Origin of the sequence: Planosporangium thailandense, from assembly GCF_011947195.1 — a bacterium.
In the GTDB taxonomy this organism is placed as follows: domain Bacteria; phylum Actinomycetota; class Actinomycetes; order Mycobacteriales; family Micromonosporaceae; genus Planosporangium; species Planosporangium thailandense.
In genome coordinates, this window is record NZ_JAATVY010000002.1 from 521,154 (window position 1) to 546,667 (window position 25,514).

Annotated in this window: 26 protein-coding genes, 1 tRNA gene and 2 pseudogenes; 14 read left to right on the forward strand and 15 right to left on the reverse strand. The window is 67.6% G+C overall.

The features are described from left to right. Positions 1-483: 483 nt before the first annotated feature. Positions 484-1,242: a TRADD-N-associated membrane domain-containing protein gene (locus tag HC031_RS05220; protein ID WP_167923973.1), complete on the forward strand. Its 759-nt coding sequence runs from the start codon at positions 484-486 to the stop codon at positions 1,240-1,242. 922 nt (positions 1,243-2,164) lie between these two features. Here the strand turns inward: HC031_RS05220 and HC031_RS05225 are convergent. Beyond that, entirely contained in the window at positions 2,165-2,617 is a 453-nt protein-coding gene (locus HC031_RS05225) for a VOC family protein (protein WP_167923974.1), read from the reverse strand. A gap of 405 nt (positions 2,618-3,022) precedes the next feature. On the opposite strand from HC031_RS05225, the gene HC031_RS05230 reads away from it, so the two are divergent. Beyond that, a tRNA-OTHER gene (locus tag HC031_RS05230) sits at positions 3,023-3,128 on the forward strand. Between the two features lie 242 nt (positions 3,129-3,370). Here the strand turns inward: HC031_RS05230 and HC031_RS34690 are convergent. The 5 genes and pseudogenes from HC031_RS34690 to HC031_RS05250 form a co-directional block, all read right to left on the reverse strand. Further along, positions 3,371-3,700: pseudogene (locus HC031_RS34690) on the reverse strand (tyrosine-type recombinase/integrase); the annotation flags it as partial. 5 nt (positions 3,701-3,705) lie between these two features. Next, positions 3,706-3,789: pseudogene (locus tag HC031_RS34695) on the reverse strand (excisionase family DNA-binding protein); the annotation flags it as partial. 821 nt (positions 3,790-4,610) lie between these two features. Continuing rightward, entirely contained in the window at positions 4,611-5,330 is a 720-nt protein-coding gene (locus HC031_RS05240) for a dienelactone hydrolase family protein (RefSeq protein WP_167923975.1), read from the reverse strand. Positions 5,331-5,783: 453 nt separating this feature from the next. Next, complete coding sequence (locus HC031_RS05245; protein ID WP_167923976.1) at positions 5,784-7,160, reverse strand: permease prefix domain 1-containing protein; 1,377 nt, start codon at positions 7,158-7,160, stop codon at positions 5,784-5,786. Further along, positions 7,157-7,531, reverse strand: a complete 375-nt coding sequence (locus HC031_RS05250; RefSeq protein ID WP_167923977.1) for a helix-turn-helix transcriptional regulator — start codon at positions 7,529-7,531, stop codon at positions 7,157-7,159. The genes HC031_RS05245 and HC031_RS05250 overlap by 4 nt, the downstream gene beginning before the upstream one ends. A gap of 697 nt (positions 7,532-8,228) precedes the next feature. Between HC031_RS05250 and HC031_RS05255 the strand changes: the two genes are divergently transcribed. Together HC031_RS05255 and HC031_RS05260 are read left to right on the forward strand one after the other, a co-directional pair. Beyond that, entirely contained in the window at positions 8,229-8,375 is a 147-nt protein-coding gene (locus HC031_RS05255; RefSeq protein ID WP_167923978.1) for a hypothetical protein, read from the forward strand. Positions 8,376-8,415: 40 nt separating this feature from the next. Next, the gene (locus HC031_RS05260; protein WP_205862234.1) at positions 8,416-8,556 is read left to right on the forward strand and encodes a hypothetical protein; all 141 of its coding nucleotides are present in this window, start codon (positions 8,416-8,418) and stop codon (positions 8,554-8,556) included. On the opposite strand, the gene HC031_RS05265 is transcribed toward HC031_RS05260, so the two are convergent. After that, a complete protein-coding gene (locus tag HC031_RS05265; RefSeq protein WP_167923980.1) occupies positions 8,546-9,265 on the reverse strand; it encodes a DUF4386 domain-containing protein in 720 nt (239 codons plus the stop codon). The genes HC031_RS05260 and HC031_RS05265 overlap by 11 nt on opposite strands. Next, a complete protein-coding gene (locus HC031_RS05270; RefSeq protein ID WP_167923981.1) occupies positions 9,265-9,507 on the reverse strand; it encodes a hypothetical protein in 243 nt (80 codons plus the stop codon). The genes HC031_RS05265 and HC031_RS05270 overlap by 1 nt, the downstream gene beginning before the upstream one ends. A gap of 104 nt (positions 9,508-9,611) precedes the next feature. On the opposite strand from HC031_RS05270, the gene HC031_RS05275 reads away from it, so the two are divergent. Continuing rightward, a complete protein-coding gene (locus HC031_RS05275) occupies positions 9,612-11,909 on the forward strand; it encodes a LuxR C-terminal-related transcriptional regulator (RefSeq protein ID WP_167923982.1) in 2,298 nt (765 codons plus the stop codon). A gap of 81 nt (positions 11,910-11,990) precedes the next feature. Here the strand turns inward: HC031_RS05275 and HC031_RS05280 are convergent, their stop codons facing one another. Continuing rightward, positions 11,991-13,562, reverse strand: coding sequence for a DUF2079 domain-containing protein (locus HC031_RS05280; protein WP_240942158.1), 1,572 nt, complete (start codon positions 13,560-13,562; stop codon positions 11,991-11,993). A 796-nt stretch (positions 13,563-14,358) separates the two neighbouring features. Between HC031_RS05280 and HC031_RS05285 the strand changes: the two genes are divergently transcribed. Then, positions 14,359-14,877: a hypothetical protein gene (locus HC031_RS05285; RefSeq protein WP_167923983.1), complete on the forward strand. Its 519-nt coding sequence runs from the start codon at positions 14,359-14,361 to the stop codon at positions 14,875-14,877. Between the two features lie 913 nt (positions 14,878-15,790). Continuing rightward, entirely contained in the window at positions 15,791-16,036 is a 246-nt protein-coding gene (locus HC031_RS05295) for a GntR family transcriptional regulator (protein WP_167923984.1), read from the forward strand. Between the two features lie 99 nt (positions 16,037-16,135). Here HC031_RS05295 and HC031_RS05300 read toward each other — a convergent pair whose 3' ends face one another. Beyond that, a complete protein-coding gene (locus HC031_RS05300; protein ID WP_167923985.1) occupies positions 16,136-16,495 on the reverse strand; it encodes an STAS domain-containing protein in 360 nt (119 codons plus the stop codon). Positions 16,496-16,612: 117 nt separating this feature from the next. Between HC031_RS05300 and HC031_RS05305 the strand changes: the two genes are divergently transcribed. Together HC031_RS05305 and HC031_RS05310 are read left to right on the forward strand one after the other, a co-directional pair. Beyond that, a complete protein-coding gene (locus HC031_RS05305; RefSeq protein WP_167923986.1) occupies positions 16,613-16,780 on the forward strand; it encodes a hypothetical protein in 168 nt (55 codons plus the stop codon). Between the two features lie 16 nt (positions 16,781-16,796). Next, positions 16,797-17,177 carry an STAS domain-containing protein gene (locus HC031_RS05310; protein WP_167923987.1) on the forward strand — a complete coding sequence of 127 codons (381 nt, stop codon included), beginning with the start codon at positions 16,797-16,799 and terminating at the stop codon, positions 17,175-17,177. 39 nt (positions 17,178-17,216) lie between these two features. On the opposite strand, the gene HC031_RS05315 is transcribed toward HC031_RS05310, so the two are convergent. Next, positions 17,217-17,990: a CPBP family intramembrane glutamic endopeptidase gene (locus tag HC031_RS05315; protein WP_167923988.1), complete on the reverse strand. Its 774-nt coding sequence runs from the start codon at positions 17,988-17,990 to the stop codon at positions 17,217-17,219. A gap of 328 nt (positions 17,991-18,318) precedes the next feature. Here HC031_RS05315 and HC031_RS05320 point away from each other — a divergent pair, with 328 nt between their 5' ends. The 5 genes from HC031_RS05320 to HC031_RS05340 all read left to right on the forward strand — a co-directional run bounded on the left by HC031_RS05320 (position 18,319) and on the right by HC031_RS05340 (position 21,769). After that, entirely contained in the window at positions 18,319-18,486 is a 168-nt protein-coding gene (locus tag HC031_RS05320) for a hypothetical protein (protein WP_167923989.1), read from the forward strand. Between the two features lie 7 nt (positions 18,487-18,493). After that, complete coding sequence (locus HC031_RS05325; protein WP_167923990.1) at positions 18,494-18,841, forward strand: response regulator; 348 nt, start codon at positions 18,494-18,496, stop codon at positions 18,839-18,841. Positions 18,842-19,028: 187 nt separating this feature from the next. Continuing rightward, complete coding sequence (locus tag HC031_RS05330) at positions 19,029-20,702, forward strand: methyl-accepting chemotaxis protein (protein ID WP_338090485.1); 1,674 nt, start codon at positions 19,029-19,031, stop codon at positions 20,700-20,702. A gap of 78 nt (positions 20,703-20,780) precedes the next feature. After that, positions 20,781-21,296 carry a GNAT family N-acetyltransferase gene (locus tag HC031_RS05335; RefSeq protein ID WP_167923991.1) on the forward strand — a complete coding sequence of 172 codons (516 nt, stop codon included), beginning with the start codon at positions 20,781-20,783 and terminating at the stop codon, positions 21,294-21,296. A 56-nt stretch (positions 21,297-21,352) separates the two neighbouring features. Next, complete coding sequence (locus tag HC031_RS05340) at positions 21,353-21,769, forward strand: PPOX class F420-dependent oxidoreductase (RefSeq protein WP_167924068.1); 417 nt, start codon at positions 21,353-21,355, stop codon at positions 21,767-21,769. Between the two features lie 24 nt (positions 21,770-21,793). Here HC031_RS05340 and HC031_RS05345 read toward each other — a convergent pair whose 3' ends face one another. The 4 genes from HC031_RS05345 to HC031_RS05360 all read right to left on the reverse strand — a co-directional run bounded on the left by HC031_RS05345 (position 21,794) and on the right by HC031_RS05360 (position 25,334). Then, entirely contained in the window at positions 21,794-22,285 is a 492-nt protein-coding gene (locus HC031_RS05345; RefSeq protein WP_205862237.1) for a DUF6098 family protein, read from the reverse strand. Between the two features lie 117 nt (positions 22,286-22,402). Then, positions 22,403-23,926, reverse strand: coding sequence for a S53 family peptidase (locus HC031_RS05350; RefSeq protein ID WP_167923992.1), 1,524 nt, complete (start codon positions 23,924-23,926; stop codon positions 22,403-22,405). Between the two features lie 100 nt (positions 23,927-24,026). Continuing rightward, on the reverse strand, positions 24,027-24,392 hold the full coding sequence (locus HC031_RS05355; protein WP_167923993.1) for an STAS domain-containing protein: 366 nt from the start codon (positions 24,390-24,392) through the stop codon (positions 24,027-24,029). A gap of 177 nt (positions 24,393-24,569) precedes the next feature. After that, complete coding sequence (locus tag HC031_RS05360; RefSeq protein WP_167923994.1) at positions 24,570-25,334, reverse strand: hypothetical protein; 765 nt, start codon at positions 25,332-25,334, stop codon at positions 24,570-24,572. Positions 25,335-25,514 lie beyond the last annotated feature (180 nt).

Here is a 25,514-nt window from a genome sequence, read left to right on the forward strand (position 1 = left end):
CATCACGGTCGGGTTCGGCATGGTTGAATTGCTGTACTTTACTGCCATACGACGGCAATTATCCAGCGGGTTGGCCCTGGATTTTCCTCGGTTTGGTCGCCGATTCGCGCAGTTGGTCCGGCAATCACGGGTGCCTCGATTCCTAATTGCTCAAGACCTGCGCCCTAGCGCCAGACACACGTGGTATCGGTTCGTCCGCCAGCCTTCCTTAGCTGGGAGATCCGGTTCCTGCTTCCAGGGACACGATGGACGCAATCGCAGCGACAGGGAGGCTCACGCCAATCTGCAACTGTCAGATCTCGGACTGTCGTTGCCAATTTTGATTGCTTCACACAGCATGGGTTCGTGTCGCACCCCATGGACCTCTCCGGTGAAGAGCCGACTTCCCGGTCGGTAGTTCACCTACCCACGTATCGTGCCGCCGACCCTAGTACGTCGCCAAGATATCGGGCATCAGCGGAGAAAAGTCGACGCTGGTCAGTTATGGGACTTGGATTCGCTTCTATCTTCGCCGTTGGTCTCATTGCTGCCGATCCGATTGCAACAACATTGCACGTGTACCTTCGCCCCCTCGTCAGCGTGTGCCTCGCGGGCATGGTGTTCGGAGTGGTCTTAATTCTGGTTGGCGAATTTCGTCGGATTAAGGCTCGCGTGGAGTTCTATGGCGAGGTCGAGAATCGGACGAGGGAAAGGGTAGAAGGCAACCTTCGGAGCCCGAGTGGCGAAAAGCGACAAAATGGCGACGTCCATTCCGTTGATCTTCTTACGACGACGCTTGACCAAATGAACAATTACGATGCGATTGCGCGAGGGCAGGCCGCCAGTTCCTACCTAGCTAGCTTAGGGGCGATGTTGGCTGGGCTAGCGTTACTCGCTACCGGGATCCTAATCGCCTACTTTGCCACGAACGCATCGACTAAATACGCTGCAGCCTTCCTAACTGCAGTGGGATCAATAACTGGTGGGTATATCTCGAAGACATTCCTGTCCGTCCAGGAAAGAGCGACGAAGCAGCTAAGCTACTACTTCCAGCAACCCCTGATTCAGAGCTATGTTCTCATGGCGGAACGCCTTACCCAGAACCTGGACAAGGAGGAACAAAATCACGCGATCAAGAGCATAATTGGAGGCATGGTGAACCTGCTTAGAGTAAGTCCCCTGGAGGCGTCATCGAAGGACTCAATGCCGAAGAGCAAGGCGGCGAGCGATGCGAAGGTGAAGAATGGTCGGCGGAAGCAATGAAGCTGAGCGTGTGGAACTGGACCTTACAAATGACCCTACGGAGGCGTACCCGTCCGAGCGTGCAAACGTCTTCATTAGCTACGAAGACCCGCATACTGCTATCAATCTAGTCGCCCGCATTATTGCAAGTGGCGCCTGGAAGCCGCTCATTGGATCCATTGCCCTATTTGTGGCCGGAGTAGTGAGCATATTTCTCCCACTCCTCCCGGACTCGTTTGGCGCCTTCGGTGCCGCCTTAACTGCCCTTGCTGCATTATTGGGCATAACAAGTGGCTACTTCTTAGGTCGGTTTTCTGATGGGCGGCCGAGAAGAAGGATTCACCCGGGACCTCGGCAAATGCGACGAGGTGGACGTAGATGAAATCGGAACCTACTCCGCCAGTTGCTGCGAAATCTGGCGAGAGTGCCAATCTTGTGCGCGTTACCGTGAACCTTACTGGCCACTCTCTAAAGGCACTCGAACGAGTTTGTGCAATTACGGGGGATTCCAAGACCGATGCGATAAATAGGGCAATTCAGGTGTATGCCCTCGTCGTTGATGCAGTTGGTCGAGGTGCCGAGATCTTCGTAGAGGTTAGCGAAGGGAAATTCGAGAGAATACGGCTTCTGTAAGAAGGATTGCGCTAGCTGCCGGTGGCAGCTTTACTCCTGCACGCTTCACCCTCTCAACACTCGTTCCGACCCCTTTCTACGCGCAGCACCGTGCACACGCATCGCAACAAGGAACGGGCGTGTCAACCAGGAGCTGAGGCCGCCGTGTAAAGCAGGTACCGGGACCGGACAGGCGTCAAACGATGGAACGTGTTTGACACCCGGGCGCCGGCCCGGCATTGCGCAGCACAGGCGACGGGATGACTCCTCAGGCCGGGTGCTGGGTCAGGGGCGAGCGTCCGGGGCGGCAGTGGTGCCCTCCGTGGGCCGGTTAGGCATTCAGTAGGTCCTCACCTCTACGGGTGATCTCCTTCAGTGACAAGTCCTCGATGTGGCTCAGGAAGACCCAGACGTGCCCGAAGGGGTCCTTCAGTATGATCGTCCGATCGCCGTAGAACATGTCGGTAGGTGGCTGGAGGGACTCCGCCCCGGCGGCGACTGCCTGGCGGTGCAGTGCGTCGACGTCCTCGACGTACACGTGCAGCCCGACCGTCGTGCCACCGACCATGGACGGAGAGACAAAATCGCCCTCGGCATCACCGAGCATGAGGACCGAGTCGCGGATCCGAATCTCGGCGTGCAGGATCCGCCCGTCGGGGCGCGCAATGCGCGTGAGCTCCTCGGCGCCGAACGCGGTTGTGTAGAAGCCGATCGCGTTGGCGGCTCCGTCGACCGCGATGTGCGGGACGACGGCGTAGCGGTAGCGGTCAGGAATAGCGGGCATCGGCACATCCATCCTGGTTCGGGTGATCGTTTGATGGGCTGTGCCGACCGTAGGAGCTCAACCAAGCTTGAGGTCAAGAGTTCCTGTTCTGACATCTACTGCTGACATCAACCGCACCGGACAACCGCAGACGAGTCCGGCGCAGGCGTTCCTCAGGGGCGACCTATCGGTTGTCGACCTCACGTATGCCTTCCGGGCGGCGACGGAGAAGTTGGTGCAGGAGCGACCGCTCCAGGGTCGCGAGGTTGATCTGTTCTTCGCCTTGGAGCAGTGGGAGTCGAGCGGTTGGGCCGATCGAGCAGGCGTGGTCGATCGACTTCGTCTTCTGGCTCGCGAGATCGTGGGTCCCTGAGGGGCGCGGTACAGCAGCCAAGTACAGCAACGCCAGCAGCCAGTGTCGACCGAGCGAGGCCGGAACGAGACCGCTGACCTCGTATTCGACCCCATCTGATCTTGCTGCGAGTAGCTACGGATCAGAAGGTTAGGGGTTCGAGTCCCTTCGGGCGCGCCAGTCAGGGAAGAGCCCCCGACCAGCCACAACGGCGAGGTCGGGGGCTTTTCCATTGGCGCCGAAATCGGGTCGGCACCGGGTTTGGGAGCCACGCTGGGAGCCACCGGGGATCTCACCCGCCGAACAGGGCGCGGCTCATGGCCTCCGCAGCCGATCGCCGGTCGCCCTCCATCAGGTGGTCCGTACACGTCCTTGATGATCGCGATCGAGGTGTGGCCGAGCACCTCCGAAACGACGTGCAGCGGGGTGCCCTGGGCGAGCATCAGCGACGCGCCGGAGTGGCGCAGCTCGTGCGGGTGCCAGTGGCCGAGCCCGGCGCGCCGGCACAGCGCGGAGAGTCGGTGGGAGAAGTTGTCCGGGTCCAGCGGGTGCCGACCTCGCTCGGGAAGATCAGCCCGTGGTCCTGCCACGCCTCGCCGGCCGCGAGCCGTTCCTCGGCCTGCCGGGCGCTGTCGGAGTGGGTCGACGAGTACGTGCGTCGCCGGACCGAGGAGGCGGCATGACCGGCCGCGTTCGGGCCAACGGGGAAGGCTCCGCGCTGCTGCTGCGTCGAGGGCAGCAGGATGCGGCACGGACTCCGCCGGTACTTGCCGTCCTTGAGCGAGCGGATCTCGCCGGTGGCAATGCGCATCTTCGTCTTGGACAGGCCGTATCCGAGCATCTCGGCGACCTCGGCCGGGCTGTGCCATTTGCGGCTGATCGCGGTGGTGGTCAACCTTCCTCCTTCCTCCTGACGGTGATGTACGCCCGGACCTGATCGGCGCGACGGACCCGGTGGCGGCTGACGCGGATGATGCAGTGCGGGGAGAAGAGCTTCGGGATCGTGTCGTGACGAGGCGGACGATGTTCGGATCGCCAATCAGGCGGATCGAGATCAGCGGCGGTGCTGGCATCGGTTCTCCTTGATCGTTGATGGGGCGGTTCGGCCAGCGTGGGGCACCTACGCTGGTGGCGTGGATATGGACCTCGTGTGGGGGCTGCTGTGGATGACCGGCGGCGTGATGTTCGTCGGCGCGGTCGTCGGTTGGCTGCTGCTGTACGCCCACTGGCCGAACAGGCGCCCGTAGGGTGCGGCGCTGGCCGCCTGGCTCCCCTTCGGGGGCGCGGCATGGGAGTGGCCCCGCCCGACGCACCAGCTCTACGTCGGTGACGACCTGCTCGCGATGGCCGGCCCCAATACCTCGCGAACATCAGCGGCGTCGACTGGGACTGGCCATCCTGGCGTGACGGGTCGGCCGTCGCCACCGGTCATTGGTCGGCCTCCTCCGAGACCGCGCGAGGCCCGGACCGTCCCTGGGCCGTGACGTCAATCCGGAGACGCGCCGCCCCGACCGGCCGGTCCTGCCGATGGCCGGTACCGCTGCGATCGGGGCGGTTGTGCATTTGCTGCCACCGCCATCGAGGAGGGCCGGGACCTCTCCTCGATGAGCGGCATCCTGGCCGGCAGCTCCTATCGTCTGCTGCTGGCCTGACGGCCGGGCCTCACTTCAGGTGCCGGGCGAAGAACCGGTTCCCGTCCTCCACCTCGAACCACGGGGTACCGGTGTGCCCGCCCAGGTTGGCGTGCAGCGTCTTCTCCTTGCTGCCGAAGGCGTCGAACAGGTCCAGGGCCCGTTGCCGGGGGTTCCCTTCGTCGTCCCACTGCAGCAGGAACAGCAGCGGAATGGTGACCTGCCGGGCCTCCTCACGCTGCGCGCGGGGCACGTAACCCCCGGCGAAGAAGCCGGCGGCCGCGATGCGCGGCTCGACCACCGCCAGCCGAATGCCGACGGCGGTCCACCCCGAGTACCCGACCGGGCCGCCGATCTCGGGCAGCGAAAGGAGGGCGTCCAGGGTGGTCCGCCATTCCGGGACCGCATTTTCGACCAGCGGGGCGATGAAGGACTCGAAGATCTCGTCGACCGGCTCGCCGGCCTGCATCGCCCGGCGGAGGTCGGCGCGGGCCTGCTCGTCGGCGGCGGAACGGGGGCGGTCACCGCACCCCGGGGCGTCGATGGCGGCTACCGCGTAGCCGTACGCCGCGGACTGCCGGGCCCGGGCCACCAGCCGGGATTCCCCCTTGGGCAGGCCGTTGTTGTGGGCCATCAGGATCAGCGGAGCCGGTGCGGATGCAGGCGTCCACAGGGTGCCGGGGATCTCGCCGAGGGTGAATTCGCGTTCGAGGACGCCGTCGTCGAGGCGCTGTTCGGAAGTGAATCGCATGGTCGTGCCTTTCGGGAGTGCTCGTGAACGGCGCTCCCGGACGACCTATCGTCCGACCGTGACCCCAGAGGGGAGCACCCATGTCGATACTGCGTTCACGGGTACCACCTCCTCGTTCTCTGGCACAGCCTCCGGAAACGTAGCAGTGGTCGCCGTGGTTCGCCAACGGGTTTTGCGGAGGATCCGTGGCCGGACACCGGCGGACAGTCGTCTTGATCCTTGCGAGGCGAGGGTCGGCGATCGCTTCCGGCCGTCGGCTGCGGCGATCATTGAGTAGGTGCAAGTAGCCGCATGGCGTGCTCTCGTGCCGATGGAGACGCCAGCGGAGGACCATCTGCGCTCCCCGAGCACGACTGGCCGAAGGCGCGTGCTTGGCACGCGAGCGTTGCGACAGGCCCGTCACACCGCCGGGCGAGCGGGCGACATTGATGTCGTTGGGGTGGACCTTCTCGGTCAGGCGTAGCTGAACAACGGAGGAAAGACGAGGACCACGATCCAGGCCCACGCGGCGTATACCGGCAGGTAGCCGGTCTGCCAACGTTCGAGCGCCGCGAACGGCGTGCGTCGACGGATGAAGGTCAGCAGGAGCCACGCCGACCACGCGAGGTTGACCAGCAGGATGACGTTCTCGCCGAGCGCGGCCGCCCTGTTTGGCGTACTGCCGTATTCGTCGGTGATGCGCCCGGCGATCTCCAGCAGCACCAGCACGTCGATGGCCAACGCGCTTACCACGAGCGCGAGCTGGAGCTTGTCGAACAGGCCGGGTGGGGCCAGCGGATCGCGGGCCGAGAGCGAGTAGAGCAGCAGCCCCAGCACCACGACCAGCAGGAGGTCGAACAGGATCAGCGCTTCGCGCTCGACGTCGATGCCGTGGCTGGTCCAGACGACGGCGACGAGGAAGGCGAGGAGGGCGGCCGTGAAGAGCGGGGTGAACAGCCGCGTGAGGACCGGCGCGATGTTCTCGACGACACTCTGCTTGGCCTCGACGAGCCACCCGGCTACGACGACCGCGGCCGTGGCGCCGCAGGGAAGGAGCCAATGCGAGATGAACCCCTCCGGGACGATCCCGATGGCCTTGAAGGTGTTGAACAGGAACGCGGAGAGTACGCCGCCGCCGAGGGCCATGAGTACGAAGTAGATGAACCACTCGCCGGTGAAGCGAATAAAGTCCATGCGTCGACGGGGCGAGCGCCAGTCGTCGGCGACATAGGCCAGACCCACCACGAGCCACAGGGCGATGGGGAGGTGGATGCTGGTGACGACCACGGACTGCGACTTGTCCGCCAGGGGGTAGGCGTTGGCCGCCACGGCGCCGAGAGCGAACAGCGCCACCAGTATCCCGATCAGCGGGCGTCGGGCCTGACGACGCCAGGCCAGGAACGCCGCCAGCCAGGGCAGCGCGAACAGGGTGAAGTTCCGCGCGTAGAACGAGCTGTCGTCCTCGAAGCTCAGCCCGAACAGTGCCGGTGCCTTGACGGACGCCACCGCGCCCGCCGCGCAGATGACCATGGCCCACAAGTCCCGCCGCGACCGCGTGTCCGCGACCGGGCTGCCGGTCTCGCCGGTCAGCACCAGCTGCTTCCAGAGCCGTTCCGAATGCTCCCGGGCGAACTCGCGAGACAGCTCGTCGAGGCTGCCCATCCGCTTGACCGCGACCAGGAACGCCTCATCCGGGCTCAGGCCGGCCGCGACGAGCTCGTCGACCGAACCACGGAGATGGTCTTCGAGCTCGTCGGCGTCGGACGGCAGCAGTTCCCGGCGGCGCTGCACGTACTGACGCCACTGCGCGAACTGCGCCTCCAGCTCGTCCTGGTCCTCCCGCGCCGTCATGCCCCGCCCTCCAGCGGGATCGCGGTCAGCGGCCCGCGGTCGCCGAGGCCGAGCCAGATCTCCTTGAGCGCGTCCACCACCGTGTCCCACTGGCGGCGCTGCTCGGCCAGCTCAGCCAGGCCCTTTTCGGTGATGCGGTAGTACTTGCGCCGCCGCTCGCCCGTAACCGACTGCCAGCTCGACTCCACATAACCGAGGCGCTCAAGCCGGTGCAGTAGCGGGTACAGCAGGCCCTCGGTCCAGTCCAGCTCGCCACCGGACAGCTCGTTGATCCGCCTGAGGATGGCATAGCCGTAGCTCGCGTCCTCAGCCAGGATGCCGAGCACCATCGGTGTCGCCGAGGCGGCCACCAAATCCTTAGCGACCTTCACGGACCTCACCCCGCTCGTACCCCTAGAAGTACGATGCATAGTACTGGTAGGTATTGCCTGGCGCAACGGCCAGTCACGTGTCCCTGCCAGCGGTATCCGCCATCCGCTCCGCATCGCCGAGCTGGCGCGCGCCTTTGCGCTCAGTGTCGACCACGGCCTTCGTCCGTGCCTCCGCCGCGTCCACCAACCACCGAAGCGCGTCCTCGTCCGACGTCCAGGCGAGAACGGAGCGCACTTGTCGCAGCCGGCGCGGTTGTGGTCAGCCTCTGGCCGGCTGGCGCACGGTCTCCGGCTCGTCGTCCCTTTGGCGTTCTCGCACAAATGCTGGGGCGCTCGTGAGGCACGGGCACATGGACCTGGCCGCCGCCCCGCGCCGACGATCGTTATGACTTCCACACGAAGACGAGTCGGTCATCGCCGGCTACGAGAAGGAGTTCCCATGTCGCGTGCTGCCGTGCCTTCCGGCGACGTCACCAGCGTCCATCTGTCCAGTCTGGGCCTGATTGCGGTCGCCGCAGCGTCAACGGCGTCGATGACCGCGCGGGCGTGTGGGACCAGCCGCCGTCCTGCCGGCGTGACCTCGACTCGGCGGCTGTCACGGTCCAGCAGTCGGGCACCCAGCAGGGCCTACGCCGGTATCCGGTTACGCCGGCAAGACCGAGGCTGGCGGTCGGGGTACGTCGATGACATCGGATTCATGCTGATCTCTCTCTTCGACGGCTTCGTGATCGTCAGCGCCATCGACCTGCACGCACGGACCTGGCTGGTACTCATCGTTGCCGTCGGCGGCGTCCTCGCCGGGATTCAGTCCATGAAGCGGGTGAAGACCCGATTGGGCATCTGACAACATCCGGACTGCCGTGCCGTTACGACCGCCGTGGCTCATGCTGACCCGCGACCACCACATTCAGGAACATCGCCTGGAGATCGCAGCCGTACGCAACCACGGCGCACGCATGGTCGCTCTGGTGGGCGAGGATGCCCGCAGCGTCTTCGCTCAGCTTGAGGTCGTCATCAGGGGTTGACCGTCTGCTGCTTCCATCGCTCGGTGTTCACGCCGGCCACGAGCAGCCACAGGCACAGCGATCCTTCACCGAGGAGCGCGGGTAGCTGGATCCAGGGGACCAGCTCGGCGGCAAACCCCGGTGCCAGGATGTCGGCGAAGCTGTAGATCAGGTAGGCGAAGCCGTCGATCGCCAGCAGGACACCGATCGTCGTGGGCAGGAACCTCGACCGGAGGAGCAGATAGCCCATGCAGAGGAGGTCGAAGCCGAAGAACACCGTGTGGACGGTGTAGTCGATACCCGACAGGTCGCCGGGCAGGTACGCCAGCGCCTGCAGCGGTGCCGCCGGAAGCGCCTTGTCGTACGGTCCGCCGCTCAGCAGGACCAAGGGAATGAACTGGTTGACCAGGCCGGCGGCCTCGATGGCGGTGCCGACCAGGATGAAGAAGACGTCCAGCTGGGCGATCCGTCGGTTCACCACCTTGAGCAGGTCGTAGAAGATGATCGCCAGGCCGACATTGGTCACGGTGACCACGACGTGGGCGGCGAGGCCGGAACGGTAGAGCAGTTCGTGGGTCGCGATGTTGTGCGCCGTGGCCGCCGGATCGGACGTGACCAGCATGGCGGGAACAACGGTGATGGCGAAGGCGCCCCCGACGATGTTGATGAGGTAGAGCAGGCCGGCGATCCTGGCCAGCCGGCGCGGTGAGGCGCCCGCAACAGGGTTCATCACCGACCGCCCTCAACACGCGGGGATGACGATGGTTCGACGGTCGGTGTCGACTGCAGGGTGATGACCTCGTGGCCGCGTAGTGCCTCGAGGAACGGTTGGAAGCTGCCGGTGACGAGGCAGCGCACGACCGGACCGGCGGTCTCGACGGCGCTGACGCCGGACGCCGTTTCGATCTGCCGCGCGGGGGGTGTGCCGACAAAGCCGACCTCCACGCGCCAGGTGGGATGCTCCGAATTCATGATCAAAATCTAGGGAGCGCGCGGCGCGCCGCCATCAGTGCAACCACTGAGCGGGTACTGAGTGTTGGGCGTCGTGAAGATCACGACCGTTGTACGGTCGGTCGGTGCCCAAGCCCACCGACCGATCGGGCAACCTGCCCGCCGAGGCGACGAGTTTCGTCGGCCGCCGCCATGAGCTGTCCGAGGCCCGCAAGAAGCTGACCGCCGCGCGGCTGGTCAGCCTGGTCGGGCCGGGTGGGGTGGGCAAGACGCGCCTGGCGGTCCGCGTCGCGACCGACCTCCGGCGTGGGTTCGGCGACGGTGCATTTCTGGTCGAGCTCGCCGAACTGGCGGATCCGGCGCTCGTCGGCCACGCCGTCATGGCCGCCCTCGGCCTGCGCGACCAGGCCGCGACCGAGCCGGTGGCCCTGCTGCGGTCCTACCTGAAGGACAAGCAGTTGCTGCTGGTCGTCGACAACTGTGAGCACCTGCTCGACGCGGCCGCCCGACTCGTCACCGATGTCATCAAGGCGGCGCCGGGGGTACGCGTGATCGCGACCAGCCGGGAGCCGCTGTCGGTGGCCGGTGAGCACGTGCTGCCCGTTCCTCCACTCCAGCTCCCGTCACCGCGCGCCGACGAGTCCCTCGCCCAGCTGCGCCAGAACGAGGCGGTCACGCTCTTCGTCGAGCGGGCCGCGGCGGCATCGGGCAGCTTCGAGCTGACCGCCGGTAACCAGGCGGCGGTCGTCGACGTGTGTCGCCGGCTCGACGGGTTGCCCCTGGCGATCGAGCTGGCGGCGGTGCGCACGCGGGCGCTGAGCCCCGAGCAGATCCGCGACCGGCTGAGCGGCCGGTTCGACCTGCTCACCAGCGGCAGCCGGGCTGCGTTGCCGCGCCATCAGACGTTGCGCACCACGATCGAGTGGAGCTACGACCTGCTGGCGCCGGCCGAGCGGACGCTGCTGGCGCGGTTGGGCGTGTTCGCCGGTCGTTTCACCCTCGACGACGTCGAAGCGGTGTGCTGTGGCGACGACCCGCCGGCGGCACGTGCGCTCGACCTGTTGTCGTCGTTGCTGGACAAGTCGCTGGTGACCAGGGAGGACGCCGCCGGCACCGCCTGCTACCGGCTGCACGAGACGATGCGTGAGTACGCCCGACACAAACTGCGCGAGGTGGGCGAGGAAGAAGTCGTCGAGGAGCGCTGCGCCGACTACTACCTGGCGCGGTGTCGGCAGTTCGCGGCAGAGGGGCGTTTCCGGCTGCTCGACTGGCTGGCCTGGGCGGAACTGGAGATCGACAATGTCCGAGCTGTCCTGCACAGCTGTGCCGACCGGAACGACTCCCGGCGCGGGGTCGACCTCGCTACCTGCCTGATCTGGTACTGGGTCACCCGCGCTACGACCGAGGGGGTGCGGTGGCTCGACGAGCTACTCGCCCGCGATGCGGAGCCGGTCGCGCACGCGTGGGCGTACTTCGTCCGTGGGTTCCTCGCCGTGTTGCAGAACGACCCGGCGGCGGCCCTGCCGGCGCTCGACCGCGCTGTGGTGGCGGCCCGCTCAGCGGGACAGTCGGATGTGCTGGCGCAGTCGCTGGCCATGGCGTCGGTCGCCGCGAACGTGGCCGGCGATCGAGGATCCGCCGGACGGTTGCTCGACCAGGCCCGTGTCGCCGCCGACGGTCTGGGCGACCTGGGCACCACCCTCATGCTGCACCAGGCCCCGGCGCTCAACGGCCTCCTCGACGGTGACCTCGACACCGTCAGGTCCGCCGCGGGGGAGGGGGCTCGGCTCAGCCGCGAAGCGGGCGACCTGTACAGCCTCGACATGATGCTGATGAACCAGGGCTTCGCCGCGCTGCTCTCCGGCGACCTTCCCGAGGCCGAGCAGCGGTTCACCGAAGCGCTGCGCATCGCCCACCAGCTCGACGACCGGGTGGCCCAATGCCACCTGCTCGGCGCGCTGGGCTGCTGCGCGGCCGCCTCGCGCGAGTCACGGCTGGCAGCACAACTCCTCGGGGCGATGGAGAGCCTGCGCGGCGAAGCGGGCGCCCGCATCAACGCGGGAATGGCTCCGGCCCTGACGCACGCCACCACATCGGTGACGGCCGCGCTCGGCCCGGCGACATTCGGGTCGGAGTTCACCGCTGGACAGCAGTTGAGTCGGGACGCCGCGGTACGGCTCGCTCTCCGCGAACTCCCTCCGCCCGCCGCCGCAGCCCCAGGCCGTTCCAGCGTGGGCATCCTCGGCCAGCGCGAAACCGACGTCGCGCGGTTGGTCGCTGACGGTCTGAGCAACAAGCAGATCGGCGCACGTCTGTTCATCTCCGAACGCACCGTCGAAAGCCACGTACGCAATATCCTCAACAAGCTCGGCTTCACCTCACGAGCCCAGGTCGCCGCCTGGATGGCCACGCCGGACCGCTAACGGCCGGACTGATCTTCCGGTGCCGCCGTGCGCACCATCCTCATGGACCGGCTCAGCAGATGGCCATTGATCCAAAGTGCGCTAGCTGCCGGCGGTACGGCGGAACAACAGGACACCGTCGTCCTGGCGTACCAGGGTGTACCCCTCTGCGGGGAGGTCAGCCAACCGGGCCGCCTGCAGATTCGGATCCGGGAAAGCCTTCGGCTGGGCAAAGGTGACGATCCACTCGGGCCGTACTCCCTGCGCCCGTTCCTGGGGGAAGAGGTAGACGGTGGTTCGGTTGGTCAACTGTGGAGCGAGCCAGTTGTCTGCGGCGACCACCGCACCATCCGGGATCTGCCGCAGGACGTCGCGTGCTGCTGTCGCAGTCGGGTCGGGGCGCCAGGCGACCGAGGTGAGGTCCCACAGTGGCAGACCCGGCGCAAGCGTGGCCGTCACCATCGCGCAGGAGGTAGCCGCGGCGACGGTGACCGGACGGGCGAGATGTGGCCGGCGGCTGCGGAGTCGGGCCAAACCATCAACGAATGCGACGAACACGACGGGCATCAGCACCGCGCTGTAGTGGTTGTTGGTCCTCCAGTGGTCAGGATTGTTCGACCAGAATCGCCAGGCCAGGGTCGGCAGCGCCATGATCATGATTGGTGAGCGCAGCGCGAGCAGTGCGCTCGGGGCAAGCACCAGAAGCAGGGTATGCAGCTTGACCGACGGGGTGAGCAACCGGGTGACGGGATCCTGACTCGCCCCTGCCGCGTAGCTGAGGTACGAAAAATGGCCCCCCGGATTCAGCGCGGGGATGATCACCATGATCACCAGCAGGACGACGGCGAGCGCGGCCGCGGTGACGGCTGCGCCAAGGCGCCGCCGACCGTGCAGCGCCAGGTAGATCCCGATCATGGCGACTGTGATCGGCATATCCTCCTTGACCAGTGCCAGCGGCGCGGCCCAGACGACGGCAGCGCGCCAGCGCTCCCGTACGAGCGATTCGAGGCTGAACGCGAGCAGCGGCACCGCGAAGCAGATCTCGTGGAAATCGAAGCCGGCGGCGTTCTGCAGCCCCCACGACAGGCCATATCCGGCCCCGATGACGAAGCCCGGGACGGTACCGGCAACGCGGATGGCCAGGCGCGTGACCGGGATTGCGGAGCAGGACAACAGTGCGGCTTGGGCGACCTGCAGCGTGATGGGACTGGGGAACAACCGGTACATCGGGGCAAGCGTCACCAGGATCGGGTGGAAGTGGTCGCCCAGCAGGTTGAAGCCAGGACCTTTGAGCGGTGAGATCGGCGCCCGCAACCAGGCGTACGCCCGCACGGCCTGCTCGAAGATGCCCAGGTCGTACCCTGACGTCTGCAGCCGACGATGCCTGGAGACCGACAACGCGGCGTAGCCGGCAAACAGCAGGGCGGCGAGCAGGTACGGCAGGACCGACCGTTGTTCCCTCCGCGTGGTGGTGTCGCTGTCAGGTACCTCCTGGGCTGTCCTGAGTGTTCGGGAGCCCGCGGCGAGCCCGCGGATCCTGCGCGTGGTGGTGGACTTGCCGACGCCGTTCGGACCGCGGAAACCGGTGCCGGTGGCCGGCTCACGGGTGGATGAGGCGCCATCGACGGGGGTATCACCGCCGTACCGCTTGGTCAGGCGTTCCGCAAACGTCATGTCGGCCACCATTCTTCAGCGTCGATACAGTGATGCCGCGTCGGTTGTGTGTGCTGTTCGTGACCGAGGCGGACAGCATCCGGCAGGGGAGTGGGTGATTCCGCAGGCCCGCAACCTGATTGCGGGCCTCGGCGAGCGGGCGAGCGGGCGAGCGGACCGGCTCCGGTTCCTATCGCCTGAGCCGTTCGCTGGGCAGGGTGCGGCGAGACCGTCGCGGCGGCCTGATCGGCGGATACTCGCAGGCCGCGTGATGCGACCGACCATCTGGCACCCACGGGTCGCCGTCGGCCGACGGTTTCGGAGAAGAATCCTGCACCACTACCCCCTCGAGGTCACAAAGTCGTCGTACTGACTTGGAACTGCTTGGGGTTGCGCTATGTGCGACCATGCGGTGCGGAACCACGTCGGCGGTACCGGGCTCACTACGCCATCGGTACTAGGCCGACGGTAGTGCGGTACCCGCACCACCGCGGCCTATACCCGGGGCGCCGACTAATTCAGGTGACTCAGCCGGGGCGGCCGGATCACACCGACCATGGCGCCCTTCGGACCCGTAGATCAGCGTGGGGAATCGGCCCGTCGCCGGATCGGCCGCTCATGGCCCCCGGTAGTCGGCCTTCTCAAGGGGCCGCCTCAGTGCAACGGGGAGGGGCGGAAAACGTTAGGCCTCTATATAAGAGAGAGCTGATCCGGATGGCTGAGCGCGCCGGTACACCAAGTGGTTGCCATCCGGGCCGTTACCCCCGTTGCTATGGAGCAGTTAGACCCGGGGTTTCACCCCGGAAGGAGCATCTCCATGCATATCGGTCGAGCTGTTGCGGCAGGAACGGCGGTCTCTATTGCGTTTGCGCTGGGCGCCTGTGGTGGCAAGGCCAGTGACACGCCGGCTGCCACCGCGACGAGGTCAACGGCGGCCGCCAGTCCCACGCCAAGTGCCGAACCGAAGACGGTTGACGCGGCGAAGGCCGCTGCTCAACGGGAGTTCGACTTGTACGCCGCAGGTGACTGGGCCGGTGCGTGGGACTTGTGGACCAAGGCTGGCAAGGCCGCATTCAGCCGATCCGATTACTCCCGCTTGCACACGGAGTGCAAGACCTTGACGGGCTTGACGTTCGAGATCACCAACGCCCGGCTGGAGAACGACACGACGGCGGTGGTGGCGTACAAGCGTTCCATCGCCGCGGGTACCGCAAACATGATGTACGAGGACGGCGGGTGGCGGTACCAGCCGGACGCCAGCTCGATGGCGGACTACGCAAAGGGTGTCGACAAGCTCATCGCTGACAGCAAGCAGGAAGGGCGCTGCGGCGATTAGTACGACCGGAGCGCTATCGAGTCGCGTCGGGCGCACCGCAGGTCGCGGGCCGGTTCCCAGCGTGGGAGCCGGCCCGCGACCAAGTTGGCCCCCAGGGCTTTGCCCCTGCGGACAAGACCGCTGGACTCTGGAACGATCGTCTAGGGCTCCTGATCGTCGTCAGGGCGGGGCTGTTGCCGGAGCCATCCCATGAACCGCTCGTACAACAGGTGTGCTGGTTCGGTCCGCAAGTCCTGTGCGGCGTCGATGAAGTGGCCACCCATCAGTAGCGTCAGTGACGCGGGCGCGCCGTCGAACTCGGCGAGCAGTTGGGAACGACGCGTATGGCAGGGCCAGTGTCCGCCGCAGCCAGCGCACGTCCAATCCGGCCGTACCGGTGCGTGGAGGTTCATGCCGGCCAGTGGCCCGGTGCGTCGGTAATGAGCGCGCGCAGCACGCCCCAGGGCCATCGCTCGCCGCACCCGCACATCCGGCGCAGCCTCCTCCATGACCACCTCCGCTGGTGCCTGCGACGAACCCCGGTGCGGTACCGCTCGATGTACGGGCTTGGCATCGCACGTCCTCCGGCATGTGGAACTGGATCCCGGGCTTTCTCGAGTTGGGTAGGCGATGCCGAACGCCCGCCTCGGCTGCCTCGATGACGTGCACTTCGCTCAGCAACTGGAAATCTCCATCCCGGTGCGGGAGAGAGGTGACCCAGCGAGGAGACGGCTCTGGCGCACGGCTCCCCGCCGGGTGTCTGCACCTTGAAGCAACCCCGTGAGGGGTGATCTCCCGCTGGCTGCCACGCAAGGGGAGGCTCAAGGCGAACTTAGGTGGCTTAGGAGGCTAAGTCAACAGGAGCGCCGCACCTGCTTGTGATCGCCAGTTGCACGTGGTCGGATTGTGCTGCCACGCAAGGGGAGACACGTCCATGCCATCTGCAACGCCGGACTACATGCGTATCGCGGACATCATCGAAGGCGAGATCAGATCGGGGAAGCGCGAGCCCGGCAGCAAACTGCCGACCATTGCTGAGTTGTGTGGTCAGTACAAGGTCAGCGACAACACGGTCAAGTCGGCGTTCATCAGGTTGGAAGCCAGGGGATTGCTGCACCGCCATCAGGGCCGGGGCGTCTACGTGACCGATCCCTCGGAGTGGTACGGCCGAACGGGTTGACGTTCGAAATGCGTTGATGTACTGGCGCCGCCAGCCAGTGCCGTTGCGTCGAGCGCCGTTGCGCTGCCGGTGTGGCAAACCCCGCCCGGCTGAGCATGGTCACGTCGTCGGGGCGATCGGCCCGCTCGGCCCGGTGGAGCGTTCGGGGACGACGAGTTCGTCGTACAGGCCGGTCTGGCGCAACTGCGCGGCGACGAAGCCGTTGGCGTTGCGTACCGCGAAGCCCAGGTGCCGTTGGGTCGCGGCGTTGCGGCCGGCGGCCAGAGCGCCGATGCCGGTGGAGTCGATGAACGTCACGTGCAGCAGATCCACCATGATCTTTGTCGGCATCTGGTGGGTGACGGTGTCGATGAGGATGTCGCGCAGCCGGTTGGAGCTCTGGATGTCGACCTCACCGCGCACCTCGACCAGCACACTGCCGTCGGGTGCCCGGCGGGTGTAGATCATCGCTCCTGTCATACCGCTCGCCGTCTTCCTTCGCATGATGTCCGACAGGTCCACCGTACGTCGAGGGTAAAAACTGGACGAACGGACGGCAACAATTACTAATCTGCACAATGGTCGTTACACAGCGCGATGGCCGAGGTGGGCATCCTTCGGGCCGTGTGTGAAAAACTTCTGGTCCCCGACGCGGCCGGTCGCCTGCCGTCGACGACGCAGGTCACGTCCGCCATGGCGGTGACGACGTTCCATGCCGCACGAATCATCCGCTATCCGGTCACCTGGACATGCCCGTTCGTATGACTACGATGGCCGAACTATGGACACAGCAGTCGCCGACGAACAGCCGAAGCTGCGGATCACCGTCGATCCGACCGGGCCCGACGAGGTCGTCGTAGCCGTGTACGGCGAACTCGACTGCGCCACCGCCGACCAGTTCCGAGGGGTCCTCACCGAGCTACTGAACCGCGGCGACATCCACGCCATCGGCGTGGACCTTCGCGGGCTGGCCTTCATCGACTCCACCGGCGTCGGCACGCTGGTGGTTGCCCAGCGCATCAGCGCCCAGGTCGGGGTCCGGCTGCGGCTGATCGCGGTGAGCGCCTTCGCCACCCGCGTCCTCGGCATCCTCGGCGTGGACGTCATGCTCGGACTACCCCCGGCCCGTATCGACCGGGCCGACCTCGTCCACACCGACTGATTCGTCGAGCCGCAGGAGGCGTATGCGTGGTTCCGCTCGTCACCGCTGTCCGGACGGGGTGCGCCGCCGCAACAGCCACAGGCCGTAGGCGAGCAGGATGATGTCCTGGGCGACGAGGATCGGGATGGCCGGCAACGCCCCGACAGCGGCGAACAGGTCGGTCATCAGGTGCAGGAGCATCAGCGGCCAGATGGTGTTGGTGCGTAGCCGGAGCGCGGCGTACCCGACGCCGAAGCAGGCCGCGCCGACCGCCTGCGCCACGACCAGCGCCACGCTGGGGCGGAACAGGACGTTGGTCAGGTGGGCGGCGCCGAACAGCGCCGAGCCGAGCAGTACCGACGGCAGCGTCCCGGTGGGGCGCAGAATGCGCAGGACCACGCCGCGCCACAGCGCCTCCTCCATGAAGCCGGTCAATGCGTACCCGGTGATGAGCATCGCCAGCAGTCCGGCGGCGACCGGTCGGAACCCGGTCAGCACAGGCACCACGGTCAGCGCGGCCGGCAGCGCCAGCAGGCGCAGGTCGCGCCATTCCGCGCGGCCGTTGAAGCCGGCCGTGCGCCACCAGCGCAAGCCGGTGAGCAGCGCGACGGCCAGGGCGGCGACCCCCACGCTCGCGAGCAGAGACTGCGCCATCCCGGACCATGACGGGGCCAGCGTGCGGGCCAGGACGGCGCCGCCCACGATGACCGCGGCATTGGCCAGGTAGCACAGCAGCGCGGCGATTCTGGGGCGGCGCGTGATCAGGGGGTACGGACGGTGCGGCGCCGTGACGCCGGCGCGGTCGGTCGGAGTGACGTCGGTGGTGATCGTCATCGCGGGCTCCTTCGCGGGAGGGCGGGATGCCTAGAAGCCTGCGCGATGAGCCGGGGTGACGGCGTCGGCGTGGTGGCGGGGTGCGCGGGGTGCCTTTCGGCCGGGCCGGGTCGGCGCAATGACGTAGTCGTCACGGCGACGATGCATTGACGCGGTCGTCACGGCGACGGCACGACGGTCCGGGTGCGCGCGCCGCTGGTACGTCATTCGGCCGAGGCCGGCGCGGCGGGAGCGCCGACCGCCTGACAGGCGATCGAGCCGATCCGGCCGGCGCGCCGGCGGCCCAGAGTGGTCCGTGACGGGAATTGCTGACGGAAGGGCCACGGCCATGTCGACGACCCAATGGGTCATCACCCTCGGACCGCTCGCCTGGGTCCTGCTGCGTAACGTCGGCACGAGGTTCGTACTGATGGCCCTGGCCATGGTGCTCGTCCGGCCGGTTTCCACGTTCGCGGTGCTGCGGCGTGCCGCCCACCCGGCCGTCACGATCGGGTGAGCCTGGGATGCAGCGCGTTCTCGTCGTCGACGACGACCCTCGGGTACGGGCGGCCCTGACGGCTCTCCTGGAGGGAACGGCCGACTTCGTCGTCACCGCATCGGTGGCCTCGGCCGCGCAGGCCCGCGTGGCCCTCGCCGCCCATTCCGTGGACACGGTCATCGTCGACGTGCACCTGCCCAGGCGGGCTGACGGCATCGCGCTCATCGCGGCGCTGTCCGCCGGCCACCGCGTCGTCGCGCTGAGCATCGACGGCACCAGCCGGAACCTGGCGCTGGCGGCCGGCGCCACGGACTACGTCGAAAAGACCGGCAGTCCGGAAGACATCCTGCGGGTGCTGCGAGCTACCTCATAGTCACGTTCCGATGGATGAAATCCAACACCCTGGATGGCGTGGGTGGGTGTCGTATCTCCCCTCGAGAGACGGCGCCGGCGGAAGCGGATCAGGACTTACGACAAACGCCTAAAGTCCGCTCGGCAGAGCCGATGACAGGGCCAATCGCCCCGCTCGGGGCGGGTCTGAATCACCAGAAAGGCGTGGCGTGGCCACCAATTCAAGTCGGGGAATACGGCAGTCTGTCATCAACTTTGCGGCCATCGGAACTGTTGTATTTATTACGGGTGCGCTGGTGTTAGCCGTCGTGCTCGTCAGCTCGGCGGTAAGCGCCGAGAAACGGGCGTACGAGCGCCAGGCCGAGTTAAAGGCGCTGGGCCAGCAGATGCAGTCCTCTTCGGACTACCTCACCAACGAGGCCCGGCTCTTCGCTGTCACCGCCGACCATACGCACCTGGACAACTACTGGAACGAGGTCAGCGTCACCCAGACCCGGGACAAGGCCCTCGCTGAACTCAAGAAGCTCGGCGCCACCCAGGACGAGCTCGCGCTCGTCGACCAGGCCAAGGCCAACTCGGACGCGCTCGTGAAGACCGAGTCCCGGTCTCAGCGGCTGGTCCTGGAGGCCACCGGGGTGGCCACGTCGGCCATGCCGCCCGCCATCGCGCAGACCCAGCTCGACGCCGCGGACGAGGCGCTCAGCCCGGCGCGCAAGCTCGAGGTCGCGCGCACGATCATGTTCGATGCCAAGTACGCCGCCGACAAAGCGGTCATCACCGCGCCGATGGACAGGTTCCAGAAGATGCTGAACGACCGCGCGGCGAAGGCGGTCGCCGACGCGGACGGCTCGACGAGTACGTCGGTGGAGCTGCTGGTCGTGCTCGCCGTGCTGCTGCCCGTGGCGATGGGGGCGGTCCTGTTCCTGCTGCAGTCGAAGGTCGGCGGCGTCATCGTCCGGTACACCGCCGCGCTGCGTGCGCGTGACCACAACGACCTGACGTTCCGGCTCGCCCGTGCCGGCACCCTGGAGCTTCGCGCGCTGGCCGACACGTTCAACGACGAACTGGCGCGCAAGCTCGACCTCGTCCGCGCGGTCGCCGGCAGCGCCGACGCGCTGGCCTCGGCCTCGCAGGAGCTGTCGGCGACCGGCGAGCAGGTGGCCTCGAGCGCCGCGCAGGCCAGCAGCCAGGCAGTCGCGGTCAGCGCCTCGGCCGAGCAGGTGGCGCGCAACGTGCAGACGGTCGCCGCCGGCTCGGAGCAGATGGGCGCGTCGATCCGGGAGATCGCGGAGAACGCCAACGAAGCCGCCCGCGTCGGTGACGACGCCGTCAAGATCGCGGAGGCGACCAACCGCACCGTCACCAAGCTCGGCGAGTCGTCGCAGGAGATCGGCAACGTCATCAAGGTCATCACGTCGATCGCCGAGCAGACCAACCTGCTCGCGCTCAACGCCACCATCGAGGCCGCCCGGGCCGGCGATGCCGGCAAGGGCTTCGCGGTCGTCGCCAGCGAGGTCAAGGACCTGGCCCAGGAGACGGCCAAGGCTACCGAGGACATTTCCCGTCGGATCGCCGCGATCCAGACCGACAGTCAGGGCGCGGTCGAGGCGATCGCCCAGATCACCCAGGTGATGAGCAAGATCAACGACTACCAGACGACCATCGCGAGCGCGGTCGAGGAGCAGACCGTCACGACCAACGAGATGAACCGCAGCGTCGCCGAGGCGGCGACCGGATCCGGCGACATCGCGACCAACATCTCCGGCGCGGCGCAGGCCGCGCAGGGTGCGGCCGACGGTATCGCCGAAGCCCAGCGAGCCACCAGCGAGCTGGCCCGCATGGGATCCGAGCTGCAGATGCTGATCGGAGGCTACCGGTACTGACGCCGAGGGAACGGGCCCGACCGGATGGACGGTCGGGCCCGTTCGCTTTATGACCTGCGGGGTTGTCAGAATCGGGGCATGATCAGCATCCGTCCCGCCGCTGTCGCCGACGCCGCCCGGTTGACCGAGGCGTACCGGTCCAACCGGCAGTTCCTCGCCCCCTGGGTGCCGACCCGCGACGAGGCCTTCTTCACGGTCGAGGGGCAGCGTGAACGCCTCGAGCGCGCTGAACGCGACCGCCGGGACGGCACCGGCTACAGCTGTGTGATCGAGTACGAGGGACAGCTCGCCGGCACGATCACGTTGTCGGCGATCGAGCGGGGCGTCGCGCAGACCGCGCATCTCGGGTACTGGGTGGCCGAGGAGGTCAACGGCCGTGGCGTCGCGACCCAGGCCGTCAGCCGGATTCTCGACGTCGCGTTCGGCGAACTCGGACTGCACCGGGTCCAGGCCGCCACGCTCGTCCGCAACACGGGTTCGCAGCGGGTGTTGGAACGCAACGGGTTCGAGGTGATCGGCCTCGCGCGGTCGTACCTGAAGATCGCGGGCGAGTGGCAGGACCACCGCCTCTTCCAACGGATCGGCGCGCCGTAGCGCGACGTCGGGGCGCACGGCGCGCGGATCTGCGGGAGGATGGTCGCGTGGCGGAGATGACGAGAGACGAGGCGATCCAGTTCCTGGCCGCCGGCACCCGTACCGGGAAGCTCGCCACCGCTTCCGCGTCGGGGGCGCCGCACGTGTCGCCGATCTGGTTCCTGGTCGACGGCGACGACCTGGTCTTCACGACCGGCGAGGAGACCGTCAAGGGGCGCCATCTGCGCGCGAATCCGAGAGCCGCGTTGGCCGTCGACCTCGAGGAGTACCCGTACACGTTCGTGGTCGTGCGCGGGCCGGTCGCGATCGAGCCGGCCGCGCCGGACCTGCTGGAGTGGGCGACCAGGCTCGCCGAGCGGTACGTGCCGGAGGGGCGGGCTGCCGAGTTCGGCCGGCGCAACGCCGTGCCCGGAGAACTGCTGTGCCGGCTGCGGATCGACCGGCTGTCGGGGGCCCGCGACATCGCGCTGTGACCGCGTACCGCCGCCGGATCGTGATCAGTCGGCGCGGTTCAGCGGTCCCCACTCGTCGGAGCCCTGCTCCTGGACGGCCTGCTCGCACTCGCGCAGCGCCCTGTCGGAGACCCAGGCGACCGGCCGATGGCAGATCACCAGGGGCTCGTTGTCGGGTCCGCGGCCGCACTGCTCACCGATGAGCACCCAGGGGCGTACCCCGGGTCCGCGGAGATGGCGCAGGTGGCTGTAGTCGTACAGGCGCCGGGCGACCCACAGCCGGATCGAGCGGTCGCCCCACCACGGCTCCACGCTCAGGGGGTTGGCCGACAGCCCGGGCAACTTGATTCCGGTCAGCGAGTCCCGGCTCGACTGCTCGGGATCGCCTTTGTCGTCATCGGTGGCGAGGTCGACCTGCGGACCCCGCGACCAGCGAAGGTAAAGCTCGTCGTCGCGGTGTGTGCGTTCGAGGAGGTCGGCCAGCTCGTCAAGGTCGTCGACGGTAGGCATCTGCGCCTCGGCAGGTGCGTGCTCCACCCAACCTGCTTGCCCCATTTGCGTGGACGTTATTCATGTGAGGCCGGAGCCCCGGCGAAGCCGGAAACGACGGAGGGCCCGGCAGGATGCCGGGCCCTCCGCACTGGGGAGGAGGAGTTACGACTGGTCGGACAGCGCCTTGATGAACGCCGTCGCGCGGGGCGATCCCCAACCGGTGGTCAGGTCGTACCCTTCGGTGGTCGGGTAGCCCGCCACCGGGTCGCCCCACATCTGGTTGTTGCTGAGGTTGCCGGCCGCCACGCTGCCGTACTGCTGCGGCACGATGTCGCGGAACGGGCTGGCCCAGTCGTCGAACGTCGACGTGCCCTGCGCGCCGAACCGGTAGATCCGGCTGTTGAGGTCACCGACCGGACCCTTGTTCGCCGCCTTGCGGGCCTGGTTGGCAAGGGCGACGATGCCGGCGACCTGCGGCGAGGCCGCCGAGGTGCCGCCGTAGACGTGCCAGCCGACGCGGTCGCAGGCGGGGAAGAAGGACGTGTACACGAGCGGGCCGCCGTTCACGGCCGCCGGGAACGACAGGTCCGGGACCAGCCGGTGGTTGCCGTAGTCGGGCAGCACGTTGTTCTGGTAACCCGGCCGGGAGTAGATCTTGGAAACGCCGCCGCCGGTGCCGATCGGCCCGAACGACTCGTTCCACACCGCCTCGGTCTGACCGCCCGGGGTCGACTGCCAGTAGTCGGGGTTGTAGCCGCCGCTCGCCGTCCACGCGTCGTTCGACTGCGGGTTCCAGGTCCAGTCGTACTGGAGCTGGGTGCCGCCGACCGACGTGACGTACGGGGAGCTGTTCGGCCAGGACACGCTCGGGTGGTCGTACTCGACGGTGTCCCTGTGCTGCTTCGACACGTCGGTGCTGCCGCTGTCGCCCGACGACGACAGGAACGTGTCGCCCTTGGCCAGGCCCTTGGCGAACACCTGGTCGAAGCGGGCCGTCTGGGTCTTCGCGGCGCCGCCGAACGTCTCCTCGCCCACGCCGAACGACATGGAGAAGACGGTGCCCGCCGGGTAGGTGTCGATCGCGTCGCTGATCGCCTTGAACAGGTTCGGGAAGCCCTGGACGCCGAGCGTCTCGGCCGGCGGTACGGCCAGCAGCACGATGTGCGCGTGCGGTGCGACCGCGTACGCCCACTCGATGTCGAGGTTGGCCTCACCGGCCCAGCCCTCGGCGCCGGCCGGGCCGGACTGCCCCTTGGCGGCGCAGTTGGCGTTGTCGTAGGTCAGCTTGCCGTTCGGGTAGACCTGGTCGAAGTTGGGGTTGGGCTCGTTCGGGAAGAACGTGTCGTGGAAGTACTGCAGATCGTGGGCTGCCGTCGGGCTGCCGTACGAGTCGACGAGCACGATGGTCTGCCCGTCGCCCTTGTAGCCCTCCGGCACGTTGAAGGCGGCGCGCATCTGCTGCGGCGTCTGGCAGTGGTACCACGCGTACTTGTACGCCGGCGTGGGCGTGACGCAGGTCGGGCTGGCGGCGCTGTCGGCGGCTTGCGCCGCGTCGGGGGCCTGGACGGCCTGCGGCAGGAGTGAGCCGGCGCTGGCGGCGCCGCTGAGAACGGTGGTGCCAAGGGCCGCGCCGACCGCGGCGGAGAGCACGCGGCGCCGCAGGCGCTTATCGGGTTGAACGGACAAACTGACCTCCATCGAGGCTGGTGGCGGGCGCAGAGGTCGACCTGACCCGCCACCTCAGGTACCGGTACTGCAGGAAATGGCGTTTGTGAGATCCATTTCGTTACTCGAGCCCCATGGCGTCGTCACCGGGGGCGAGGTGCCGGTACAGGTCGACGGTCTCGAGAGCCCGCCGCACCGGGCCGCGGCAGTTCGTGACGGCGAGGACGATGCCGCGCCGTCCTGCCGTTCGGTGGGCCGCCTGCAGCACGGTGACGCTGTGGGCGTCGAGAAACCGCAGCGCGGCGAAGTCGAGAACGATCCGGGTGAGGCCCGGCTTGCCCAGGACGCCCCGCAGCACCGCCCCGAACTGGCCGGCGGTGGTGGCGTTGACCTCCCCGGCGACGGCCACCGCGACCGTGGTGTCGTCGATGACGGACGTGCGCAGCACGAATCGGGGCGGGTTCGTGGGCTGGCGTCCAGCGCTCATCCGTACTCCTTGTCGTGGACCAGGTACGCGCGGTAGCGGGGTCCGAAAGCGCACCGGGGGAGAGGCTGACCCTGCCTCTCCCCCGGTGGTGGTCCGACCGGCAGGGAGCGTGGTTCGGACCCAAGCGGTCGGCCGGGGGAGCCGACCGCTTCGGTGTACGTCAGTGCTTGGTGTACGTCAGTGCTTGGCGGAGGAAGCGGGCCTGCTGCCGTGGTCGGTCGGCGCGCTGCTTGGGCGGCCGGTCGGGTGGCCCTGGCCGGACTTCCCGTTGCCCGCGTCGGCGCTGGTGGCGGGGGTCGGGGCGGCGAGCAGGGCCGTGCAGTACAGGTTGACCTTGTCCTTGCCGCCGGCGGCGGTGATAAGCACGGTGAACGCGGGGTTCTCGAGCGCCTTGCCGTGGTCGGCCTTGTTGCCGGCCGCGTAGGCGTGGCACAGGCCGACCAGCGACGGCGACGGTGCCTTGGAGGCGTCCGGACCCTTGGCGTCCGACCGGTCGTCGGCGTCCTTGGACGCGTTCGGCGCGGCCGAGCGGTGGGCGGCACCCGATTCGGAGGCGTCGGGGTGCGCTGCCGACAGGCCCGCGTGGGTGGACGGGGCCGGCTCGGACAGCGGGTTGGGCAGCGTACCGGTGCCCGCGGCCAGCGCCACTCCACCTGCGGTGGTGGTGGCGAGGATCGCCATGACCTTGACGGTCAGGACTTTGGCTACGGCGGACTTGATCACAGAAAGTCTCCCTGGTCGAGGGGCGGGGATGGCAGGGGCGGTCCGGAACGCCGTGGCGATGGACGGCTCACAGGCCAGCTCCTCGGGTCGACCGGGCACCGCCGCCGCGGCCAGCAGAGCCGCCAGCGGCGGGTGGCTGGGGCGCGCGCCGGCCCGTACCTGGTCGAGCAGGTGCTCGGCGGCACGGCGGTCGATTAGAGGTGACTTGTGTGCGTTCATCGCATACCTGTAGGCGTCGTGGCCCTCGGATGTGTCACACCCGCTCCCGTCCTGTCTTTCTGTGTGGTCAGTACGCCGTGGCCTCCGCCGGATGCCGCGGCGAGCTGGTCGAGCTGTTCGGCCAGCCGGCGCAGGCCCCGGTACGCCGAGGTCCGGATCGCGCCGGCCCGCTTGCCCAGC

Coding starts and splice junctions, on each gene's coding strand:
- HC031_RS05245 (WP_167923976.1), bottom strand. CDS start 7,160: ATGACGGCGCGGGAGGACCAGGACGAGCTGGAGGCGCAGTTCGCGCAG.
- HC031_RS05325 (WP_167923990.1), top strand. CDS start 18,494: ATGCAGCGCGTTCTCGTCGTCGACGACGACCCTCGGGTACGGGCGGCC.
- HC031_RS05300 (WP_167923985.1), bottom strand. CDS start 16,495: ATGACAGGAGCGATGATCTACACCCGCCGGGCACCCGACGGCAGTGTG.
- HC031_RS05335 (WP_167923991.1), top strand. CDS start 20,781: ATGATCAGCATCCGTCCCGCCGCTGTCGCCGACGCCGCCCGGTTGACC.
- HC031_RS05220 (WP_167923973.1), top strand. CDS start 484: ATGGGACTTGGATTCGCTTCTATCTTCGCCGTTGGTCTCATTGCTGCC.
- HC031_RS05340 (WP_167924068.1), top strand. CDS start 21,353: ATGACGAGAGACGAGGCGATCCAGTTCCTGGCCGCCGGCACCCGTACC.
- HC031_RS05280 (WP_240942158.1), bottom strand. CDS start 13,562: ATGACGTTTGCGGAACGCCTGACCAAGCGGTACGGCGGTGATACCCCC.
- HC031_RS05295 (WP_167923984.1), top strand. CDS start 15,791: ATGCCATCTGCAACGCCGGACTACATGCGTATCGCGGACATCATCGAA.
- HC031_RS05320 (WP_167923989.1), top strand. CDS start 18,319: ATGTCGACGACCCAATGGGTCATCACCCTCGGACCGCTCGCCTGGGTC.
- HC031_RS05240 (WP_167923975.1), bottom strand. CDS start 5,330: ATGCGATTCACTTCCGAACAGCGCCTCGACGACGGCGTCCTCGAACGC.
- HC031_RS05355 (WP_167923993.1), bottom strand. CDS start 24,392: ATGAGCGCTGGACGCCAGCCCACGAACCCGCCCCGATTCGTGCTGCGC.
- HC031_RS05225 (WP_167923974.1), bottom strand. CDS start 2,617: ATGCCCGCTATTCCTGACCGCTACCGCTACGCCGTCGTCCCGCACATC.
- HC031_RS05305 (WP_167923986.1), top strand. CDS start 16,613: ATGGCCGAGGTGGGCATCCTTCGGGCCGTGTGTGAAAAACTTCTGGTC.
- HC031_RS05285 (WP_167923983.1), top strand. CDS start 14,359: ATGCATATCGGTCGAGCTGTTGCGGCAGGAACGGCGGTCTCTATTGCG.
- HC031_RS05315 (WP_167923988.1), bottom strand. CDS start 17,990: ATGACGATCACCACCGACGTCACTCCGACCGACCGCGCCGGCGTCACG.
- HC031_RS05265 (WP_167923980.1), bottom strand. CDS start 9,265: ATGAACCCTGTTGCGGGCGCCTCACCGCGCCGGCTGGCCAGGATCGCC.
- HC031_RS05260 (WP_205862234.1), top strand. CDS start 8,416: ATGCTGACCCGCGACCACCACATTCAGGAACATCGCCTGGAGATCGCA.
- HC031_RS05255 (WP_167923978.1), top strand. CDS start 8,229: ATGCTGATCTCTCTCTTCGACGGCTTCGTGATCGTCAGCGCCATCGAC.
- HC031_RS05270 (WP_167923981.1), bottom strand. CDS start 9,507: ATGAATTCGGAGCATCCCACCTGGCGCGTGGAGGTCGGCTTTGTCGGC.
- HC031_RS05310 (WP_167923987.1), top strand. CDS start 16,797: ATGGACACAGCAGTCGCCGACGAACAGCCGAAGCTGCGGATCACCGTC.
- HC031_RS05360 (WP_167923994.1), bottom strand. CDS start 25,334: ATGAACGCACACAAGTCACCTCTAATCGACCGCCGTGCCGCCGAGCAC.